The organism is Streptomyces sp. NPDC093094 (genome assembly GCF_044754345.1).
Lineage (GTDB): Bacteria > Actinomycetota > Actinomycetes > Streptomycetales > Streptomycetaceae > Streptomyces.
The window spans coordinates 499,708-519,038 of record NZ_JBIVOX010000006.1 but is presented as its reverse complement, the minus strand read 5'-3'; the positions used below and the strand labels follow the sequence as shown (position 1 = coordinate 519,038).

16 protein-coding genes and 1 pseudogene are annotated in these 19,331 nt (G+C 73.1%); 12 read left to right on the top strand and 5 right to left on the bottom strand.

Going from position 1 to position 19,331, the window contains the following annotated elements; translation table 11 throughout:
• Positions 1–154: 154 nt before the first annotated feature.
• The 3 genes from ACIQGV_RS15940 to ACIQGV_RS15930 form a co-directional block, all read right to left on the bottom strand.
• Positions 155–2,212, bottom strand: a complete 2,058-nt coding sequence (locus ACIQGV_RS15940; protein ID WP_402494933.1) for an acetoacetate--CoA ligase — start codon at positions 2,210–2,212, stop codon at positions 155–157.
• A gap of 64 nt (positions 2,213–2,276) precedes the next feature.
• Entirely contained in the window at positions 2,277–3,233 is a 957-nt protein-coding gene (locus ACIQGV_RS15935; RefSeq protein ID WP_402494931.1) for a VOC family protein, read from the bottom strand.
• 43 nt (positions 3,234–3,276) lie between these two features.
• Positions 3,277–4,143: a fumarylacetoacetate hydrolase family protein gene (locus ACIQGV_RS15930; RefSeq protein WP_402494929.1), complete on the bottom strand. Its 867-nt coding sequence runs from the start codon at positions 4,141–4,143 to the stop codon at positions 3,277–3,279.
• A 192-nt stretch (positions 4,144–4,335) separates the two neighbouring features.
• Here ACIQGV_RS15930 and ACIQGV_RS15925 point away from each other — a divergent pair, with 192 nt between their 5' ends.
• From ACIQGV_RS15925 to panD, 9 genes and pseudogenes are all read left to right on the top strand, one after another.
• Positions 4,336–5,016: a GntR family transcriptional regulator gene (locus ACIQGV_RS15925; RefSeq protein WP_402494927.1), complete on the top strand. Its 681-nt coding sequence runs from the start codon at positions 4,336–4,338 to the stop codon at positions 5,014–5,016.
• A 319-nt stretch (positions 5,017–5,335) separates the two neighbouring features.
• Positions 5,336–5,727 (top strand): annotated as a pseudogene (locus ACIQGV_RS15920) (RecB family exonuclease); the annotation flags it as partial.
• A gap of 259 nt (positions 5,728–5,986) precedes the next feature.
• Positions 5,987–6,943, top strand: coding sequence for an ATP-binding protein (locus ACIQGV_RS15915; protein WP_402494924.1), 957 nt, complete (start codon positions 5,987–5,989; stop codon positions 6,941–6,943).
• Positions 6,940–7,455, top strand: a complete 516-nt coding sequence (locus ACIQGV_RS15910; RefSeq protein ID WP_402494923.1) for a hypothetical protein — start codon at positions 6,940–6,942, stop codon at positions 7,453–7,455. Before ACIQGV_RS15915 ends, ACIQGV_RS15910 begins: the two co-directional genes overlap by 4 nt.
• A complete protein-coding gene (locus tag ACIQGV_RS15905) occupies positions 7,452–8,234 on the top strand; it encodes a hypothetical protein (RefSeq protein WP_402494922.1) in 783 nt (260 codons plus the stop codon). Before ACIQGV_RS15910 ends, ACIQGV_RS15905 begins: the two co-directional genes overlap by 4 nt.
• Positions 8,235–8,456: 222 nt before the next feature.
• Positions 8,457–8,960 carry a single-stranded DNA-binding protein gene (locus ACIQGV_RS15900; RefSeq protein WP_402494920.1) on the top strand — a complete coding sequence of 168 codons (504 nt, stop codon included), beginning with the start codon at positions 8,457–8,459 and terminating at the stop codon, positions 8,958–8,960.
• Positions 8,961–9,021: 61 nt separating this feature from the next.
• On the top strand, positions 9,022–10,191 hold the full coding sequence (recA, locus tag ACIQGV_RS15895; RefSeq protein ID WP_402494919.1) for a recombinase RecA: 1,170 nt from the start codon (positions 9,022–9,024) through the stop codon (positions 10,189–10,191).
• 44 nt (positions 10,192–10,235) lie between these two features.
• The gene (ruvB, locus tag ACIQGV_RS15890) at positions 10,236–11,456 is read left to right on the top strand and encodes a Holliday junction branch migration DNA helicase RuvB (RefSeq protein ID WP_402494918.1); all 1,221 of its coding nucleotides are present in this window, start codon (positions 10,236–10,238) and stop codon (positions 11,454–11,456) included.
• A 484-nt stretch (positions 11,457–11,940) separates the two neighbouring features.
• A complete protein-coding gene (panD, locus tag ACIQGV_RS15885) occupies positions 11,941–12,360 on the top strand; it encodes an aspartate 1-decarboxylase (protein WP_402494916.1) in 420 nt (139 codons plus the stop codon).
• 648 nt (positions 12,361–13,008) lie between these two features.
• Here the strand turns inward: panD and gndA are convergent.
• The gene (gene gndA, locus ACIQGV_RS15880) at positions 13,009–14,448 is read right to left on the bottom strand and encodes an NADP-dependent phosphogluconate dehydrogenase (protein WP_402494915.1); all 1,440 of its coding nucleotides are present in this window, start codon (positions 14,446–14,448) and stop codon (positions 13,009–13,011) included.
• A 302-nt stretch (positions 14,449–14,750) separates the two neighbouring features.
• Between gndA and ACIQGV_RS15875 the strand changes: the two genes are divergently transcribed.
• Entirely contained in the window at positions 14,751–15,911 is a 1,161-nt protein-coding gene (locus tag ACIQGV_RS15875) for a transglycosylase family protein (protein ID WP_402494913.1), read from the top strand.
• On the opposite strand, the gene ACIQGV_RS15870 is transcribed toward ACIQGV_RS15875, so the two are convergent.
• The gene (locus ACIQGV_RS15870; RefSeq protein ID WP_402494911.1) at positions 15,901–17,127 is read right to left on the bottom strand and encodes a DMT family transporter; all 1,227 of its coding nucleotides are present in this window, start codon (positions 17,125–17,127) and stop codon (positions 15,901–15,903) included. The genes ACIQGV_RS15875 and ACIQGV_RS15870 overlap by 11 nt on opposite strands.
• Before the next feature lie 210 nt (positions 17,128–17,337).
• On the opposite strand from ACIQGV_RS15870, the gene ACIQGV_RS15865 reads away from it, so the two are divergent.
• Together ACIQGV_RS15865 and glgA are read left to right on the top strand one after the other, a co-directional pair.
• Positions 17,338–18,108, top strand: coding sequence for a (2Fe-2S)-binding protein (locus tag ACIQGV_RS15865; RefSeq protein ID WP_402494909.1), 771 nt, complete (start codon positions 17,338–17,340; stop codon positions 18,106–18,108).
• Positions 18,109–18,144: 36 nt separating this feature from the next.
• A complete protein-coding gene (gene glgA / locus ACIQGV_RS15860) occupies positions 18,145–19,308 on the top strand; it encodes a glycogen synthase (protein ID WP_402494907.1) in 1,164 nt (387 codons plus the stop codon).
• Positions 19,309–19,331 lie beyond the last annotated feature (23 nt).

The window sequence follows — 19,331 nt, the reverse complement described above, 5'->3', positions numbered from 1 at the left end:
TGTGCGGCGCTGCGGAGCGGACAGGAGACAGCGCCGCACACCGACCGGGCCCGGGGACGGCGGGGGCGAGGGGCCGGGCACACCCTCGGGTGCCCGGCCGGCAGAGTGTGCGGTTCTGCGTGTCCGCCCGAACCGCCGTACCCGGGACCGGTGTTCAGGGGGAGCGGTGCGTCACGCCGCCGGGGGAGGAGGGCGCGAAGCGGGTGAAGTACTCCAGCGCGGCGATGTCGTCGACCGCCTCGCGGCCCGCGACCTGGTCGAGGCCGGCGCCCTGGAGCAGACGCTTGACGGGGACCTCCAGCTTCTTGCCGGTACGGGTGTGCGGCAGGGCCGGCACCTCGATGACGGTGTCGGGGACGTGCCGCGGCGAGGCGTGGGTGCGGATCGCGGCCGCGATGCCGTCCCGCAGCTCGTCGGTGAGTCCGTGTCCGGGCTCCAGGACGACGAACAGCGGCATCCAGTAACCGCCGTCGGGGAGTTCGGCGCCGATGACGAGACTCTCGCGGATGCCGGGCAGCTCGTCGACGACGGCGTAGATGTCGGCGCTGCCCAGCCGTACGCCGTGCCGGTTGAGGGTGGAGTCGGAGCGCCCGGAGACGACGACGCTGCCGTGCGAGGTGCGGGTCATCCAGTCGCCGTGCCGCCAGACACCGGGGAACGCGCCGAAGTAGGCGTCCCGGTAGCGGCTGCCGTCCGCGTCGTTCCAGAAGTACAGCGGCATCGAGGGCATCGGCCGGGTGACCACCAGCTCGCCGACCTCGTCGGTCACGGGCTCTCCGTGCGCGTCGAACGCCTGGAGCGCGACGCCCAGGAGCGGGGCGGAGATCTCCCCGGGCCACACCGCGGTGAGGGGGGTGCTCCCGGCGAAACCGCTGACGATGTCGGTGCCGCCGCTGGTGGAGCCGACCTGGACGCGCGGGCCGACATGCTCGTGGACCCAGTGGTACGACCGGGCGGGCAGCGGCGCGCCGGTGCAGCCGAGGACGCGCAGCGCCGACAGGTCGAGATCCCGTCCGGGTTCGAGGCCGGCCTTCGCGGACGCCTGGAGGTAGCCGGGGGAGACGCCGAGGACGGAGGTGCGGTGCTCGGCGGCCAGCTCCCACAGGCGTTGCGGACCCGGATGGGAGGGGCTTCCGTCGTAGAGCACGATCGTCGTGCCGACCAGCAGGCCGGAGACGACCATGTTCCACATCATCCAGTTGGTGGTGGTGTACCAGCAGAAGCGGTCGCCGGGGCCGAGGCCGAGGTGCAGACCGAGGAGTTTGTGGTGGTCCAGCAGGACCCCGCCGTGGCCGTGCACGATGCCCTTGGGGGTCCCGGTGGTGCCGGAGGAGTACAGCACCCACAGCGGCGCGTCGAAGGGCACATGCGCGAAGACGCACTCCGCGGGCTCGGCGAGCGCGTCCTCCCAGCGCACCGCGTCGCCGCCCGTGCCGCCCGTGCCGCCCGTGCCGCCCGTGCCGCCCGTGCCGCCCGTGCCGTCATCCGCGTCGTCGGGCAGGCCGAGGACGGGGATCCGCACGGTGACGCGGACGGACGGCAGCGCCTCCCGCAGTGCGGCGGCCTCGGCACGGCGGTCGTGCCGGTGCCCGTTCCACCGGTAGCCGTCGGCGGCGAACAGCACGACCGGTTCGAGCTGGGCGAAGCGGTTCGCGGCACCGTCGGCGCCGTAGTCCTGGCCGCAGGCCGACCACACGGCGCCGATGCTGGCCGAGGCCAGGAACGCGACCACCGAGTGGAGGGTGTCGGGCAGGTACCCCACCACCCGGTCGCCGGCCGTCACACCCCGGCCGCGCAGCCAGGCGGCCAGCGCGCCGACCTGCCGGCGCAGTTCGTCCCGGCCGGTGTACGTGGTGGTGCCGTCCTCGTCGACCGAGATCACCGCGGTGCCGTCGGGGTCGCCGGAACGCAGCGCGTGCTCGGCGTAGTTCAGCCGGGCGCCGGGGAACCACCGGGTGGCCGGCATCGGGGCGTCGTCGAGGACCTGCTCCCAGGTGCCGCCGAGCCGGATGTCGAAGAACGCGGCGACGGCCGTCCAGAAGCCGGGCAGGTCCTCGACCGACCAGGTCCACAGGGACTCGTAGTCGGGGTGGACGACGCCGGTGCGCCGGGCGACGAGGTCGACGAACCGCGCGAGGTGCGAGGCCGCCGCCTCGGACGGGTCGGGCCGCCAGATCGGCTCGGCGGCCGTGTCCTGCTGTGCCGTGCTCATCGGGGACCTCCGGGGACGTCGCCGCGGCCCGGACCGCGGGGGTGCTGGTACATGGCGGCCGTCCTCACTCGGCCGCGGTGTGGGCGCCGGTCATCAGGGCCGCCAGGTCGTCGGGGGCGAGGAAGGACGGCGGCGGGGGCGGGCCCCAGGAGTAGAGGGCCTTGGCGTCGTCGAAGTCGCTGACCTTCCACAGGGCGTCGTCGACGATGCAGTCGATGTCGGAGTAGTACTCGGAGAAGTTGCCGGCCGGGTCCTTGAGGTACCAGAAGAAGTTGGAGCCGATGTGGTGGCGGCCCAGCCCCCAGGTGTGCCGGCCGGGGTCCTTCTCCAGCATGGCGGTGGCGCCGCGGCCGATCTCGTCGACGTCCTCGACCTGCCAGGAGGTGTGGTGCAGGAAGGCCACGGGCGCCTGCTGCACGAGGACGTTGTGGTGGTCGGTGGAGCAGCGCATGAACGCGGCCAGGCCCTTGACGGTGTCGCTGACCTTGAAGCCGATGCCCTGCCGGAAGAAGCGCTCGGAGCTCTCCTGGTCGGTCGAGCCCAGGACGACATGGCCGAGCTTGCGCGGCCTGACCGGTCCTTCGCGCAGGATGCCCGGAGCGCGCGCGTGCAGCCGGGCGTCGACGCCCGGCGCGTTGTACGGGGCGGCCGGGGCGGGAGTCTGCCGCAGACGCGGGGCGAGCTCCACCCGGACGAGGACCCCGGTGCCCGGGTCGACCGCGGACACGCTGCCGGCGGCGCGCAGGACCGGCACGTCGAGCCCGGCGAGGGAGGCGGCGACCCGGTCGAGGTCGTCGGGGTCGTCGGCGCCCACGCCCAGTTCGACCAGGCGGCGGTACGGGGAGTGCACGATGCGCAGCTGCTCGCCGCCGTCGACGGTCGTGAACGCCGCGGCGGGCCCCTGCACGGCGGCGCCGGGGGAGTCGTCCGAGGGCGTGAGGCCGAAGTCGGTGTAGTAGGCGGCCGTCTGCTCGACGTTCGGCACGCCCATGACGATCTGGGTCAGTCGGTGCAGTGACATGGTTGCGGCTCTCTTCGGGTACGGCGTGAGGGGCGGAGCGGGGTCAGGAGGCGGCGAGCATCGGGCTGCGCAGGGTGCCGATGCCCTCGATCCAGGTGAGGAGCACGTCCCCGGGGGCGAGGAACTTCTGCGGGGTGCGGGCGCCGCCGACGCCGGCCGGGGTGCCGGTGAAGATCAGGTCACCGGGGAGCAGGGGGCACACGGCCGACAGGCGGGTGATCAGTTCCGGGACGTCGAAGACCATCTCGGAGGTACGGCTCTTCTGCAGCACCTCGCCGCCTTCGAGCCGGCAGCCCAGCTCCAGGTCGTCGGGGTCCGCGAACTCGTCGGTGCTGACGAGTTCGGGGCCGAGCGGGGCGAAGCCCGGGTAGGACTTGCCGAGGGAGAACTGCGGCGCCGGGCCGGTCAGCTGCAGGCGCCGCTCGGAGAGGTCCTGCCCGACGGTCAGCCCGGCCACGTGGGACCACGCCGTCCCACGGGTGGCGCGGTGGCAGTGGCGGCCGATGACGACGACCAGTTCCGCCTCCCAGTCGACCAGTCCGTCGGGCAGCACGACGGCCGACTCGTGGCCGGTCAGGGACGTGCGGAACTTGGTGAAGACGGCCGGTTCGGCCGGCACGCTCAGCTTCGACTCCGCGATGTGGTCGCGGTAGTTCAGGCCGACCGCGAAGATCTGGGCGGGCCGGGGGACCGGAGGCCCCCACACCGCGTCGTCGCCGGGGGTCACGACCGGGGCCCCGGCCGCTTCCGGCGACGCCAGGAACTCCCGTGCCCAGGACGAGAAGGCGTCCCAGTCGGCCAGTGCCGTCTGGGCGTCGGGCCCGAACCGTCCCCGGCTCGCCTCCTCCGCGTCGACGAAGCCCTCGGGGCCCCGGACGACCAGTCGTCCGTCGATGTGTGCCAGGCGCATGAAGCCCCTCCGTGCCGTGGGGATGTCTGTCTGTCCCAGCAGTCTCGCTCCGGGATCTCGGTAAAGCAAGAGATTAACGATAATCAATGAGTCTGGCGCTCGACAGCGTGATACTCGGCGTCATGATCTCGATGTTCTGCCTGATTGGCGTTATTGCTCTGAGCTGGCGTTTCGCTGCTACGGTGTGGTGCCATGGCTGGTGAGAAGGCGACTAGAGGCGGCATCGTCTACGCGCAGATCCGGGAGGACATCCTCCAGGGAGCCCTCATGCCCGGGCAGCGGCTGCGCCTGGTGGAGCTGGCCCAGCGCCATTCGGTCAGCCAGTCGGTGGTGCGCGAGGCCCTCACCCGGCTGTCGGAGCAGGGACTCGTCGTCGCCGCCCCTCAGCAGGGCTTCCGTGTGGTCTCCGTGTCGCTGCGGGACCTCGACGAACTCACCGAGGCGCGGATCGAGATCGAGACGATGGTCCTGCGCCGGGCCGTCGCGCGCGGCGACATCCAGTGGGAGGCGGCCGTCGTCGCCGCCCACCACCACCTCTCCGGCGTCCCGGCCGTGCTGCCGGACGGCACCCTGAGCGGCGAATGGTTCGCCGTCCACGAGCGGTTCCACGAGACGCTTCTGGAGGCGTGCGGCAACGCCCGCCTGCTGGCCGTCGCCGCGGGCCTGAGGGACGAGGCCACGCTGTACCGGCGCTGGTCGCGGCCCGTCGGACAGGACGTCGACCGCGATGTGGCGGGCGAGCACCAGCGTCTGGTGGACGCCGTGCTGAGCCGGGACGCCGATCGCGCGGCCGACCTGCTCGCCCAGCACATCGACCGCACCTCACAGGCCCTGCGCACGGTGATCGAGAAGGACCCCGGCGCCCTGGCCTGACGGCGGCCGCGGCCCTGCTCCGCCGGGGCGCCGCACAGCACGTGACAGGGAGCTCGGTGCGCCCGCGCGGGCTGATTCAGCAGGCTGAGGAAATAGCCCTTGACCTGCACAAAGGCAGGCAGGGAGCGAATCCGGGGAGTGCCGGATACTGCGTGCCGTGTTCAGGTCGAAGATCTGGCGTCCAGGTGTTTCCGCAGGCCAGAGCCTTGATGGCGGCGTGCGGGTCAGCAAACGGTCAGCATCGGGCCCGATCGTGTACCTGCTCATGTCCTGCGGCGAGGTCGAGGAGGCGCCCGAGTGCACAGCTGCACCGTCTCGCGTCGACCACAAGACCGGCCGGGCGCCCCCGCCCGAGTACGCGGCGGACGCGCTGTTCCAGCTGAAGTTCTACGCCCTGGTGCTGTGGCGGCTGCGTGGCACCGTGCCGCGCAGCCCGCGGCTGGTCCACCTGGGCAGCGGGGACGTGCTCACTTACGACCCGGCGGAGGCTGATCTGCGGGCCGTGGAGCGCAAGGCGTGGCGCTGTGGGACGCGATCGGGCGGGCGACGCGGACGGGCGACCTGCTCCCGAGCCCGAGCCGGCCGTGCGACTGATGCCCCCATCGGGCGCTGTGCCCGGCCTGGGGCGGCACCCCGCCGCCTTGTCCCCTGGCCGTCACCACGGACCCGGCCGCGGGGGAGGGCGAACGCCCGGCCGCTGACGCCGGCTGAGACCGGAGGCGTCCGACACCCGCACGAGTGCGGGGGCATTATACGCCTCGCTACCGACATTTCACTCTTTTCTATGTTTTTCTTGCGAAAAAAGGTGGATTGTCGCTTCTGGGGCGCCTAGTGTGAGTGCAGACAGCAATTCGAATACATATTCGATCCGAGCGACGGCCGCACGGGGGCACGTCCTGCCGGACGAGGACCGCGTCCCCTGCCGGCCAGGCCCACCCGGAACCGCCGTCGCAGACGCCAGGAGAACGGCGTGAACCTCACCTTCACCACCGCCACCAAGGAACAGGCCAAGGCCCGCATCGCGCTCGCCGGTCCCACCGGGTCGGGCAAGACCTACACCGCCCTGGTCACCGCCGCCGGGCTCGGCGAGCGGGTCGCCCTGATCGACACCGAGCACGGCAGCGCCGCCAAGTACGCCGACGAGTTCGCCTTCGACACCCTCCCGCTCACGACGTTCCAGCCCACCACCCTCGTCGACGCGCTCGCGGTGGCCGCCCACGAGGACTACGACGTCATGATCGTCGATTCCCTGAGTCACTTCTGGTCCGGCACCGGCGGGATGCTGGAGCAGGTCGACAACGCGGCCAAGCGCCTCGGGGCGGGCGGCAGCTTCGCCGGCTGGAAGGAGGCCCGCCCCCAGGAGCGGGCGATGGTCGATGCCCTGCTCGCCTACCCCGGTCACCTCATCGTCACCATGCGCACCAAGACCGAATACGTCGTGGAGGCCGACGAGCGCGGCCGCAAGGTGCCGCGCAAGATCGGGCTCAAGCCCGAGCAGCGGGAGGGCATCGAGTACGAATTCGACATCGTCGGCGATCTCGACCACGAGAACACTCTGGTGATCTCCAAGTCCCGGGCGAAGCCGCTGTCCGGGACGGTGCTCCACAGGCCGGGCCCGGAGTTCGCCGAGGCCGTCCTCGACTGGCTGGAGGCCGGCAAGCCCGTCCCCTCCGTTTCCGACTACGTCACGGCGGCCACCGCGCCGGGCGCCGGCCACGAGGAACTGCGCGATCTGTACGAGAAGGCCCGCCGGCACAACCTGCTCGGCGCCGCCGTCCTGGACGACACCGGGGAGACCCGCACGCTCGGCCAGCTGATAGTGCGCCACGGCACCGCGGCGGCGAGGAACAGGGTCGCCGAGGACGTCGAGTCCGGGTCCGGGACCAGGCGGGAGAACGGGACCGAGCGGAAGGACAAGTCCGCATGAGCCTCAAGGAGCACGCCACACGGGTCGCCGTGCTCCGGGTGCTGCGCGACGCCGTCGACGCCGAGTACCGGACCGAGCGCCACGAGGTCCTCGAGGAGCTGCTCGCGGCCCGCGCCGAGCTGAACCTGAAGTCGGTCCGGGTGACCCTGCCGGACGACACACCGGTCGCCACCCTCACCCTCGTCGACCCCAGACCGACGGTCGTGGTCGCCGACGAGAAGGCGTTCACCGCCTGGGTGGCCGAGAACCACCCCGGCGAGGTGGAGACGCTGGTCCGGGTGCGCCCCAGCTGGCAGCGGCAATTTCTCGCCCGGCTGACCTGCCTCGAGCCGGTCGCCGACCCGTGCACCGGCGAGACGATCCCGGGGCTGGGTGTGCTGTCGGCCTCCGAACCGCGGTCGTTCAGCCTGCGCCCCCTGCCCGGAGGGCGGGAACGGATCGCCCGCGCCCTGCACATCGGCACGCTCGACCTGCGCCGCCTGCTCCCCCTCGAAAGTGGCGAGGATCCATGACCGCTGTCGTCGCCCACCCCGACCGGGACACGCTCGACATGGTGTGGTTCCTGGTCTCCCAGACCGGTCACCTCGATTGCGGCCGCTGGACGTTCGAGGACGACAAACGGCTGCGGTGCGCCTGCGGGGCCGTCCTGTACGTGTACCAGCAGCCGGCGGATGCGGCGGGAAGCGGCGCACCGGCGTCAGCCGGGACGTCCCCCCGCGGAAGGGAAGAGCGCATGCTGCCAGCCGAGACGGCCCAGCTCGTCGCCCTGGTCGCGGCGATGTGCCCGTCGATGCACCTGGAAGACACCACGACGGACGCCTGGCACCTGCTGCTCGCCGACCTGGACGTCGCCGATGTACGGGCGGCCGTGATCCGGCTGGGCAGGCAGCGGTCCGACATCGCCGCCGCCGACATCCGCGCCGAGGTGCGGGCGATCCGGGAGGAGCGGCTCGCCCGCAACCCGCTGCCGCTCCCGGACAGCGACCCCGACGACCCGCGCCGTTATCGTGCGGAACTCCTCTCGCTGGTGACCGCGATCGCCTCAGGACAGCGAGTTCGGCGCGCACCCGCCGCCCCGGGCAGTCCGCCCTCCCACCTCACCGGCTCGAAGCGCGACGCGCGTGTCCGGTCCCTCCGCGTGCCCTGTCCCTGGTGCGGGGCCGCCGCAGGCCGTCCCTGCACCGTCCCCCGGCTCGGAATCCCGCTGAGGAGGGCCCCTGCCCACCAGGCACGGCTCCTCGCAGCCGGGCTCGCCGAGCCCGGGCCGAGACAGGAGGGGGAAACGAGGTGAACCCGGTGATCGCCCCGACTCCGGAAAAGCCGCGTACCGGAGCCCTGCCACCCCTCGCCACCGCGACTCCCCCGGAGACCCGCGCCGCCCAGCTCATCCCTCACACCTGGCCGGAGCAACGCAGCCTCCCCTCCGGGCACCGTCACCACCGGTACGGGGCCGCCCGTCGAACTCGAACCGGCACGGGTGAGGAACCACCCGCCGCACGAGAGGAAAACCGCCATGGTCGGTGAAACCGTCATCACCGTCGTCGGCAACCTGACCGACGACCCCGAGCTGCGCCTCACCCCGTCCGGCGACACGGTCGCGCACTTCACCGTCGCGTCCACGCCCCGCACCTTCGACCGGCAGAGCAACGAATGGCGGGACGCCGAGACGCTGTTCCTGCGCTGCTCGGTCTGGCGGAAGGAGGCGGAGCACGCCGCCGAGTCCCTGACCCGCGGCACCCGCGTCATCGTCCAGGGGCGGCTGCGCCAGCGGACGTACGAGACCCGGGAGGGCGAGAGGCGGACCGTCATCGAGCTGGAGGCCGACGAGATCGGCCCGTCGCTGCGGTTCACCGCCGTGACGATCGCCAAACCCCCGCACACCGGTGTCCCCGCCGGTTCCCGCGGCGGCCCCCGTCCTCCCGCCGAGGACCCGTTCACCCGACCCGACGGCGGCGAGTGGCCGGTCCCCGCCGAGGCCGGACGACGTGCCCCCCGCGAGGAGGCGGAGCCCTTCTGACGGGCCGGCGCACCCGTGCGCCGGCCGCGACCGCACACCGCACCCATCCGAGGCGGACCCCATGAAGGAACAGGACCGCGAGGAAGCGCTCGAGCTCGCCCTCGCCCAGATCGAAAAACGGTTCGGCACGGGCTCGGTGATGCGCCTGGGGGACGAGCCGGAGGCCCCCGTCGAGGTCATCCCCACCGGCTCGATCGCCCTGGATCTCGCCCTCGGCGTCGGCGGCCTGCCGCGCGGCCGCGTGGTGGAGATCTACGGCCCGGAGTCCTCCGGCAAGACGACCCTGGCCCTGCACGCCATGGCCAACGCGCAGAAGGCAGGCAGGATCGCGGCGTTCATCGACGCCGAGTACGGCCTCGACCTCGAGTACGCCAAGCGGCTCGGCGTCGACACCGACGCCCTGCTGGTCTGCCAGCCGGACAACGGCGAACAGGCCCTGCAGATCGCCGACACCCTCATCCACTCCGGTGCCCTGGGCCTCATCGTCATCGACTCCGTCGCCGCGCTCGTCCCGCGCGCGGAGATCGAGGGCGAGATGGGCGACCCGCACGTCGGCCTGCAGGCCCGGCTGATGAGCCAGGCCCTCCGGAAGACCGCCGGCGCGCTGGGCCACTCCGGAACCACGATGATCTTCATCAACCAGCTCCGCGAGAAGATCGGCGTGATCTTCGGCTCGCCGGAGACCACGACCGGTGGCCGCGCCCTGAAGTTCTACTCCTCGGTCCGCCTCGACATCCGCCGGATCGAGACCCTCAAGGACGGCACCGAGCCGGTGGGCAACCGCACCCGCGTCAAGGTGGCCAAGAACAAGGTCGCCCCGCCGTTCAGGCAGGCCGAGTTCGACATCCTCTACGGCCGGGGCATCAGCCGCGAGGGCGAGCTGATCGACCTGGGCGTCCAGCAAGGCATCGTCCGCAAGTCCGGCGCCTGGTACACGTACGAGGGCGACCGGCTCGGCCAGGGCAAGGAGAACGCCCGCAACTTCCTCAAGGACAACCCCGACCTCGCCGACGAGATCGAGAAGAAGACCAGGGAGAAACTGTGCATCGCGGCGAAGCCGGAGGCCCCGGCGGCGGAGCACCGGGCGGACACGGCGAACCGAGTGGCCGCACCCGGCACCGTGCCGTTCGACCCGGCCGCGGCCGGCCGGCGCCCCACCGGGCCGGCCTCGTCGGCCCCGAGCGCTCCGGCCTCCCGCGTCCTCCTCGACGGCACCCCGGCCGGGCCGTGAAGACCAGCCGGCCGCTCCCTCACCCCGGCGCGGGGCGAACGCCGGTGAACCGGGGCGGCACCGTGCTCCCCGGCGCCGCCACGCCCCGGGACGAGACGCCGGCCCCGGGCAGGACCGCCGTCGGCAGGCCCACTGCGGCGGAGCCGGTCCACCGGCCGGTCGCGGCCGCCGCCGACGGCGAGGACCGGGTCACCGAGGCGGCGTTGCGCCCCAAGGACCTGGACGGGTTCATCGGCCAGGTACGGGTCCGCGAGCAGCTCGACCTCGTCCTCAGGGCCGCGCGGCAGCGGAGCGTCACCGCCGACCACGTGCTGCTCTCCGGTGCCCCGGGGCTCGGCAAGACCACCCTGGCGATGATCATCGCCGCGGAGATGGGAGCCCCGCTGCGCATCACCTCCGGCCCCGCCATCCAGCGCCCCGGGGACCTGGCGGCGGTCCTGGCCTCGCTCACCGGGGGCGAGGTCCTCTTCCTCGACGAGATCCACCGGATGTCCCGGCCCGCCGAGGAGATGCTCTACCTGGCGATGGAGGACTTCCGCGTCGACATCGTCGTCGGCACCGGCCTCGACGCGACCGCCATGTCCCTCGAGCTGCCGCCGTTCACCCTCGTCGGCGCCACCGTCCGGGCCGGCCTGCTGCTCCCGCCGCTGCGCGACCGCTTCGGCTTCACCGCCCACATGGAGTTCTACGACCCGGCCGAACTGGAGCGCGTCATCCACCGCTCCGCCCGGCTGCTGGAGGTGGAGGTCGAGCCCGCGGGCGCCGCCGAGATCGCCGGCCGCTCCCGCGGCACGCCCCGCATCGCCAACCGGCTGCTGCGCCGGGTGCGGGACTACGCCGAGGTCACCGCGGACGGAGCGGTCACCCGCCGGATCGCGTCCGCGGCCCTGGGGGTCTACGAGGTCGACGCTCGTGGCCTGGACCGCTTGGACCGGGCCGTGCTGCACGCCCTGCTGAAGCTGTTCGGTGGCGGACCGGTCGGCCTGTCCACCCTCGCGGTCGCCGTGGGGGAGGAGCGGGAGACGGTGGAGGAGGTCGCCGAGCCGTTCCTGGTCCGGGAGGGGCTGCTGGCCCGGACGCCCCGGGGGCGGGTCGCGATGCCCGCCGCCTGGGCCCACTTCGGGCTCGTACCGCCGCCCGGGCCGTCCCGGGCCGCGCCCCAGGGACACCGGAACGGCAGTTCCGGACAGGACGACCCGCCCGGAGGCCGCACCGGACGGACCACCTCCCCGGCCGCCCCCCGGCACCGGCCCCCGCGACGGTGAGACCCATGGCTGCCCGTACGAGAACCGCTGAGGACCGGCCGTCCTGCCGCTACGGCTCGTATCTCGCCGACACGCTTGGCATCACCGTCCCCACCGTCACCGTCCCCACCGTCGCCGTCCCCACCGTCGCCTTCTCCGGCGTCGCGGATCCCGGCGGCACACCGGCCCTCGGTCCGGTGGAGCGGACCGCGTCCGCCTGCGAAGGGCACTGGTTCCCCACCCCGCTCCTCTCCTTCGTTTGGCAGGAGCGAGGAAGGACCGAGGAGGCCGGCGAGCTCGCTCAGGCAGCAGGGCGTGTGCGGACGAGGACGGCGACGGCCCGGCTCAGCTGTCCCGCCGACGCGTCAGGAAAGTCAGCAATGGGCCGGCGTGAGTTCTGCGACACCTGCGGACCGCTGACCGGGCATGCGAACCGTTGTAGGCTCCGAAGATCGCCCTTGACCTGTAGAAGCGGGCAGGGAGCAAACATCTCGGGAGTTTCTTCATGCTGCGTACCATGTTCAAGTCGAAGATCCATCGAGCCACCGTCACCCAGGCCGACCTGCACTACGTGGGATCGGTGACCATCGACGCCGAGCTGCTCGACGCGGCGGACCTGCTGCCGGGCGAGCTCGTGCACATCGTCGACATCACCAACGGCGCCCGCCTGGAGACCTACGTCATCGAGGGCGAGCGCGGGTCCGGCGTGATCGGGATCAACGGCGCCGCCGCCCATCTGGTGCACCCCGGGGACCTGGTGATCATCATCAGCTACGCCCAGGTCACCGATGCCGAGGCGCGGGAGCTGAAGCCGAGCGTGGTGCACGTGGACGCCGGCAACCGGATCGTCGCCCTCGGCGCGGACCCGGGCGAGCCGGTGCCGGGCTCGGACCAGCGGCGCAGCCCCCAGGCCGTCACGGTCTGACCCACGAGGACCGCACAGGGGCGGGCACCGGCGCACACGGCCGGTGCCCGCCCCTGTGGTGCGCCCGGGTGACTGACCGCTGCGACCGCGGGTAACCGGGGAGTAGTCCACAGGCCATGTCCACGTCGTGCCGGAGGACACCATGACCGACCCGTATCCCGACCCCGTGCCGCCGGGTCCCACGCCCGGCCCCGAGCCCCACCCGGACCCGGTCCAGCCGCCGCCCGCGCCGCCGGGACCGCCGCCCGTACCTCCGGTCCCCGGCCCCGGTCCCGGCCCTGAGCCGACGCCCCCGGACCCCGGCCCGGGGCCCGTGCCGGCACCGCCGCCCCCGGGACCCGTCCCGGACCCGGACCCGTCCCCGATCCCGCCGGGACCGGAACCCGTACCGAACCCGGAGCCGGGCCCGCCGCTCTCCTGAGGGGGCACGCTCCGGAAGGGGCGCGGGGAATTGCGCGACACGCCCGGGACCGGCCCGCGCCCGCTCGGCCGCCGGATGCCCCCGGAAGGTCGGGCGGACATCCGGCGGTGGCAGGAGGGCAGGTCCCGCAAGGGGTGCGGGCGACCGCACCCCGGGCCGCGCAGCCCCGGGCCGCGGACGGGCCGCGGACGGCCCGCGCCCGCTCGGCCGCCGAACTCCGCGGAGCGCTAGGCGGACACCTCCGCCCGGTCCCCGCCCCACAGCGTGTGGAACGACCCGTCCCGGTCCACCCTCCGGTACGTGTGCGCCCCGAAGAAGTCCCGCTGTCCCTGCGTCAGCGCCGCGGGCAGCCGCTCGGCCCGCAGCCCGTCGTAGTAGGCCAGCGCCGCGGAGAAGCCGGGCGTCGGCACGCCCTGCCGCGTCGCGGCGACGACCACCTCGCGCCAGTCGTCCTGCGCGTCGGCGATCTCACGGGCGAACGTCTCGTCGGACAGCAGGCTCGGCAGATCGGCGCGGGCGTCGTACGCGGCGCGGATCCGGTCCAGGAACGCCGCGCGGATGATGCAGCCGCCCCGCCAGATCGACGCGACCCTGCCCAGGTCGATGTCCCAGCCGTACTCGTCGCTGCCCGCGGTGATCTCGTGGAACCCCTGCGTGTACGACACGATCTTCGAGGCGTACAGCGCCTGCTCGACCCGGTCCGCGAAGGCGGCGGCCTCCGCCTCGCCGAGCGGCGACGCCTTCGGTCCGGCCAGCCCGCGGGACGCCTCCCGCAGGGCCGCGTGCCCGGACAGCGAGCGCGCGAAGACCGCCTCGGCGATGCCGGACACCGGGACCCCGAGGTCGAGCGCGATCTGCACGGTCCAGCGGCCCGTGCCCTTCTGCTCGGCCTGGTCCACCACGACGTCCACGAACGGCCTGCCGGTCGCGGCGTCCACGTGCGACAGCACCTCGGCCGTGATCTCGATCAGGTAGGAGTCCAGCCGGCCGGTGTTCCAGGTCCGGAAGATCTCCGCGATCCGCGCGGGCTCGTACCCGGCGACGTCGCGCAGCAGCTGGTACGCCTCGCCGATCAGCTGCATGTCGGCGTACTCGATGCCGTTGTGCACCATCTTCACGAAGTGCCCGGCGCCGTCCGGACCGACGTGCGTGACGCACGGCGCCCCGTCGGCGGCCTTCGCGGAGATCTTCTCCAGCATCGGGCCGAGCGAGTCGTAGGACTCCACGGGCCCGCCGGGCATGATGCTCGGCCCGTTCAGCGCGCCCTCCTCGCCGCCGGAGACGCCCATGCCGACGAAGTGGATGCCCTGCTCACGCAGGTCGCGTTCACGGCGCCTGGTGTCCGCGAAGTGCGCGTTGCCGCCGTCGATGATCATGTCGCCGGGCTCCAGGAGCGGCGCGAACTCCCGGATCACCGCGTCGGTGGGATCGCCCGCCTTCACCATGATGACGAGGCGGCGCGGCCGCTCCAGTGCGGCCACGAACTCCTTGGCCGTCTCGGCCGCGATGAACTCGCCCTCGCTCCCGAACTCCTCGACGAGCGCGTGGGTGCGCGCCGCCGTCCGGTTGTGCACGGCCACCGTGTAGCCGTTGCGCGCGAAATTGCGGGCGAGGTTGCGGCCCATGACCGCGAGTCCTGTGACGCCGATCTGGGCTGAAGTGCTCATTCCGCCTGCTCCTAGAAGATCCGGTGGCTGTGCTGGTCGCTGGAACGGACCGTGCCGGGCGTGTGGCCGTCAGTATCGCCCCCCGGGCCATCCTGGCGTGCCGGTACGCCAGGCGCACGTCCGACTCTCGGAGCTCAGTACGTACACGAGGCGCATGATCCTCAGCGAAAGCGCGCCGGACCTCGTCAACGAGGGGTGCATCCCGGCCACTTAAAGTGACCGTGAGGCCGATTGCCGTCTTGTCATGGCCTGTTAGCCACCTTTACTTTTGGCCCTCCTGACGCTTGTCGAGGGGGCACTTCATGGCCGTACGCGGCCGGCACCGCCGGTATCAGCCGAACATGATCAACCGAGCCTCACTCACCGTCACGGCGGGCGGTGCCGGTATGGCTCTCCCGCTCGTCGGCGCAGGTGCGGCCCAGGCTGCCGACGTGGAGACCTGGGAGAAGGTCGCCGCGTGCGAGTCCACCAACGACTGGAACATCAACACCGGCAACGGCTACTACGGCGGCCTCCAGTTCACCCAGTCCACCTGGGAGGCGTACGGCGGCACCGCCTACGCGCCCCGCGCCGACCTCGCGACGCGGCAGGAACAGATCGCGATCGCCGAGAAGGTCCTCGACGGGCAGGGACCCGGGGCCTGGCCGGTGTGCTCGCAGCGGGCCGGTCTCGAACGGGGCGGCGAACGCCCCGACGTCCGCCCCGGCGGCGAGAAGAAGGCGGCCAGGAGCACCGCGCGCGAGGTGCGCGACGTGCAGCCGCAGACCACGCCGCAGTCCCGGGCGGGCCGGGCGGAGATGTACACCGTCGTCCGCGGCGACAGCCTGTCGCGGATCGCCGACCGCGAGGACGTACGCGGCGGCTGGCGGGGCCTGTACGACGCCAACCGCTCCGTCATCGGCGCCGACCCGGACCTGATCGTGCCGGGCCAGCGGCTCAGCCTGGACGGCACCGCGGCCGGGCACCGCACCGGGCGTCCCGCCCCGCAGAAGAAGCGCCCGGAGGCCGAGCCCGAGCGGAAGCCGTCGAGGTCCGCGGAACGCACCGGGAACCGCGGCGCCGCCCTGGTGGCCCCGGTGGACGCCCCCTCCGGCACGCCGTACCACAAGGCCGGATCGTCCTGGTCGAAGGGCTACCACACCGGCGTCGACTTCCCCGTGCCCACCGGCACCTCGGTGAAGGCGGTCGCGCCCGGCCGGGTGGTCACCGCCGGGTGGGCCGGGTCCTTCGGCTACCAGGTGGTGCTGCTGCACGAGGACGGCCGCTACTCGCAGTACGCCCATCTGTCGGCGATCGCCGTGCGGTCCGGGCAGAGCGTGGGGGCGGGGCAGCGCATCGGACGTTCCGGGTCCACCGGCAACAGCACGGGCCCGCATCTGCACTTCGAGGTGCGGACGGGGCCCGGCTTCGGCTCGGACATCGACCCGCTCGCCTATCTGCGAGCGGGCGGCGTCAGGATTTGACACGCACACGGTGCCGGTCGAGCACCGGCAGCGGCACGTACGGCATGGCGTAGGCGGGGAGGAGTGCCACGGCCCTCTCCCCGGCCCGCCGGTCGTCGAAGGCGTCGGCGGGCCGGGGAGAGACGTCCGCCGGCCGGTCGTCGGGTCCGGCGGCCGCGCCACGGGCGGAGACACCCGCGGTGAGCGGCGCCGCCGCGAACACGTCCTGCACCGCCACCAGCACGTCCTCCACCGGCACGAACGCGTCCTCCGTCGGCGCGGCCACGGGCCCGTCGGCGGCGGTCCGCTGTGCGACGACGGACCCCCGGGGCACCGCGGCGGCACCTGGGCCGGCCGCCTCGGCCGGCCCGCCCGACGGTCCCGGCCGGGCCGCGGCGGCGCCCTCGGTCCGTGCGATGCGCTCGGTGGTCAGCAGGATCAGACCGCCGGCGGCGACCACACCGCAGCCCAGGGCGAGCACGGTGCCCGCCGTGCCGTAGCGGAAGGTCTCGCCGAACATCGTGATGCCCACCGCGGCCGCCACCACCGGGTTCACCACGGTCAGCGTGGCCAGCGGCGCGGCGAGTCCGGCGCCCCGGTAGGAAGCCTGCGACAGCAGCATCCCGGCGGTCGCCAGTACACCGATCGCGGCGAGCGAGGGCACGTCCGCCGCCGTCACACCGCCGGTCCAGTCGACCGCGACGGTCTTGGTGAACACCGAGGACATCCCGAAGGCGATACCGGAGCCCGTGGCGAGGATCATCGCGCGCACCGCAGGATGCCGGTGCGCGGCCCGGCCGGCCACCATCAGCGCGGCGACCACGGCGCCGGTGACGACGAAGATGCCGACGCGCTGCGGCCCGCTGAGCGACTGGCTCGCGGGCGCGCCGACGAGGGACAGCAGTCCGGCGAGGCCCACCGTGGCCATGATCGCGCCGCGCCAGGCGGTCGCGCCGGCCCTGCGGCCCACGAAGAGCGCCGCCATGGGCAGGGCGAACACGATGGTCAGGGCGCCGAGCGGCTGGACGAGACTGAGCGGGCCGTAGGCCAGCGCCACCACATGGAGCAGTCCGCCGAAGCCGTTCAGCGCGACCGCCGCCCACCAGCCCGGCCGGCGCAGCGGTGCGTACTGCTCGCCGGGGGAGGTCTCCGCCACACGCTCCTGCACGATCGCTCCGCCCGCGTACGCCACGGCGGACACGAACGACAGCAGCACGGACAACGCGAGGGCGCTCATCGGCTGCTCCTCTGCGCGAGGCGGGGCTGTGCGGCCCCACGCGGCGAACGGTCGGCTTCCATGAACAACACCTTGCCCCCTTCCGCTGTTCCCGTCGTCGTCCCTGAGCACTCAATGGCTCCTACTACCGATGGAGTACGCAGGTGATCCCATCCTCCCCAAGTCGGGTGACGGCGGCGCGACACCCTGAGGTCCCACCCCTTAGGGGGCTTGGTACTACTGCTGTTCGTGGAACTCGACCCCGATCTCGCCGCACTGCGGCCCCTCGGCCCCTTCTTCGCCGTGCGCCCCCTCCCGGGCACGGCCGGAGAGCCCGCACGCCCGCTGCCGACGCTCGCGCACGCCTACGGAATCCTCACATCGGATGTTTACGGGAATCCACTGACTTTCCGCGTCCGCAAGGTCGCCGCCGCCCTGCGCGCCCCCGAGCCGCGCGTCGCCGCGTCGGTGGCCCATCTGGGGCTCGCCGCGCGGCTGTGGTCGATCGCGCTGGGCTGCGCCGCCCGCTACGGCCGGCTCCCCGACCTGGACCCGGGTCTGCTGCACTGGGACCCCGACGGCGGCGCCCCCGAGGACCTGTGGCTGCGCGAGGTGCGGCCCGGGGCCCCGGCCGACGCGGACGGCCTCGCCGACGCCGTCCTGCTCGGACACCTGGAGCCCCTGGCCGCGGCCCTGCGCTCCGGTCACCGGCTCGCCCCGGGACTGCTGCGCGGCAACGCGGCGTCGGCGCTCGTGGGCGCAGCCCGTGAGACGGACCGCTGGGCGCGGGCGAACGGCGTCCCCGGCACCGGCGAACGGACCCGCGCCCTGGCCGCCGAGCTGCTCACCCACCCCCTGCTGTCCGGCACCGGCACCCTCACGGGCACGTCCTTCCGGCGGCGCAGCTGCTGCCTCTACTACCGGATCCCGGGCGGCGGTGTGTGCGGCGACTGCTGTTTCCCCAGCCCCCCGCGCTCTTCCCCGCACGCCGCATCTGGGTGACCATGAGGAGCCGGATGCGACGAATGGGGGTTCCTGGTGCGAGTGGGGCTGCTGACGCGGGAGTATCCACCGGACGTCTACGGCGGTGCCGGCGTCCATGTGGAGTTCCTCGCCCGGGAGTTGCGATCCCTGGTCGACCTCGACGTCCACTGCTGGGGCGAGGCGTCCCGCGCGGACGGGGCCGACAATGTCGTGCGCCATCGCCCCTGGGCCGCGCTCGACGGCGCCAACGACGCGCTGCGCACCTTCTCCGTGGACCTGGCGATGGCGGCCGCCCTGGAGGGCCGCGAACTCGTCCACTCCCACACCTGGTACGCCAACCTCGCGGGTCACCTCGCCAAGATGCAGTACGGCATCCCGCACGTGGTGACGGCCCACTCGCTGGAGCCGTTGCGCCCCTGGAAGGCCGAGCAGCTCGGCGGAGGGTACGCCCTGTCCTCCTGGGCCGAGCGCGGCGCGGTCGAGGCCGCCGACGCGGTGATCGCCGTCTCCGGTGCCATGCGCCAGGACATCCTCGACTGCTACCCGGCCCTCGATCCGGCCAGGGTGCACGTCGTGCACAACGGCATCGACACCCGTCTGTACCGGCCCGACCCCGGCACCGACGTGCTGAAGCGGACCGGGATCGACCCGGACCGCCCGTACGTCCTCTTCGTCGGCCGCATCACCCGGCAGAAGGGCGTGCCCCATCTGCTGCGCGCGGTGCGGGACATCGATCCGGCCGCCCAGGTCGTGCTGTGCGCGGGCGCGCCCGACACCCCGGAGATCGACCGTGAGTTCCGCGACCTCCACGAGGAACTGAGCCGGGTCCGCGACGGTGTGCACTGGATCCCGAGGATGCTCCCGCGCGCCGAGGTGATCCAGCTCCTCACCCACGCGGCCGTGTTCGTGTGCCCGTCGGTGTACGAACCGCTGGGGATCGTCAACCTGGAGGCGATGGCGTGCGGCACACCGGTCGTGGCGTCCCGGGTCGGTGGAATACCTGAGGTCGTCGAGGACGGCGGAACCGGGCTGCTGGTGCCCGTCGACGACGGCTTCGAGGCGGGTCTGGCGCACGCGCTGGACACCGTTCTCGCAGATCCGGCGGGTGCCCGGACCATGGGCGAGGCCGGACGGGCCCGCGCGGTGGAGGAGTTCGGCTGGGACGCGATCGCCCGGCGCACCGCCGCTCTCTACACGAAGATCCTCGAACAGGCTTAGCCCCCGCCGCCCAGGGGCAGGGA

What these genes read in the sequence shown, in the direction of transcription:
- ACIQGV_RS15870 (WP_402494911.1), bottom strand. Translation starts at nt 17,127, where the DNA reads ATGAGCGCCCTCGCGTTGTCCGTGCTGCTGTCGTTCGTGTCCGCCGTG.
- ACIQGV_RS15935 (WP_402494931.1), bottom strand. Translation starts at nt 3,233, where the DNA reads ATGTCACTGCACCGACTGACCCAGATCGTCATGGGCGTGCCGAACGTC.
- ACIQGV_RS15900 (WP_402494920.1), top strand. Translation starts at nt 8,457, where the DNA reads ATGGTCGGTGAAACCGTCATCACCGTCGTCGGCAACCTGACCGACGAC.
- ACIQGV_RS15925 (WP_402494927.1), top strand. Translation starts at nt 4,336, where the DNA reads ATGGCTGGTGAGAAGGCGACTAGAGGCGGCATCGTCTACGCGCAGATC.
- panD (WP_402494916.1), top strand. Translation starts at nt 11,941, where the DNA reads ATGCTGCGTACCATGTTCAAGTCGAAGATCCATCGAGCCACCGTCACC.
- ACIQGV_RS15940 (WP_402494933.1), bottom strand. Translation starts at nt 2,212, where the DNA reads ATGAGCACGGCACAGCAGGACACGGCCGCCGAGCCGATCTGGCGGCCC.
- gndA (WP_402494915.1), bottom strand. Translation starts at nt 14,448, where the DNA reads ATGAGCACTTCAGCCCAGATCGGCGTCACAGGACTCGCGGTCATGGGC.
- ACIQGV_RS15910 (WP_402494923.1), top strand. Translation starts at nt 6,940, where the DNA reads ATGAGCCTCAAGGAGCACGCCACACGGGTCGCCGTGCTCCGGGTGCTG.
- ACIQGV_RS15875 (WP_402494913.1), top strand. Translation starts at nt 14,751, where the DNA reads ATGGCCGTACGCGGCCGGCACCGCCGGTATCAGCCGAACATGATCAAC.
- recA (WP_402494919.1), top strand. Translation starts at nt 9,022, where the DNA reads ATGAAGGAACAGGACCGCGAGGAAGCGCTCGAGCTCGCCCTCGCCCAG.
- ACIQGV_RS15930 (WP_402494929.1), bottom strand. Translation starts at nt 4,143, where the DNA reads ATGCGCCTGGCACACATCGACGGACGACTGGTCGTCCGGGGCCCCGAG.
- ACIQGV_RS15905 (WP_402494922.1), top strand. Translation starts at nt 7,452, where the DNA reads ATGACCGCTGTCGTCGCCCACCCCGACCGGGACACGCTCGACATGGTG.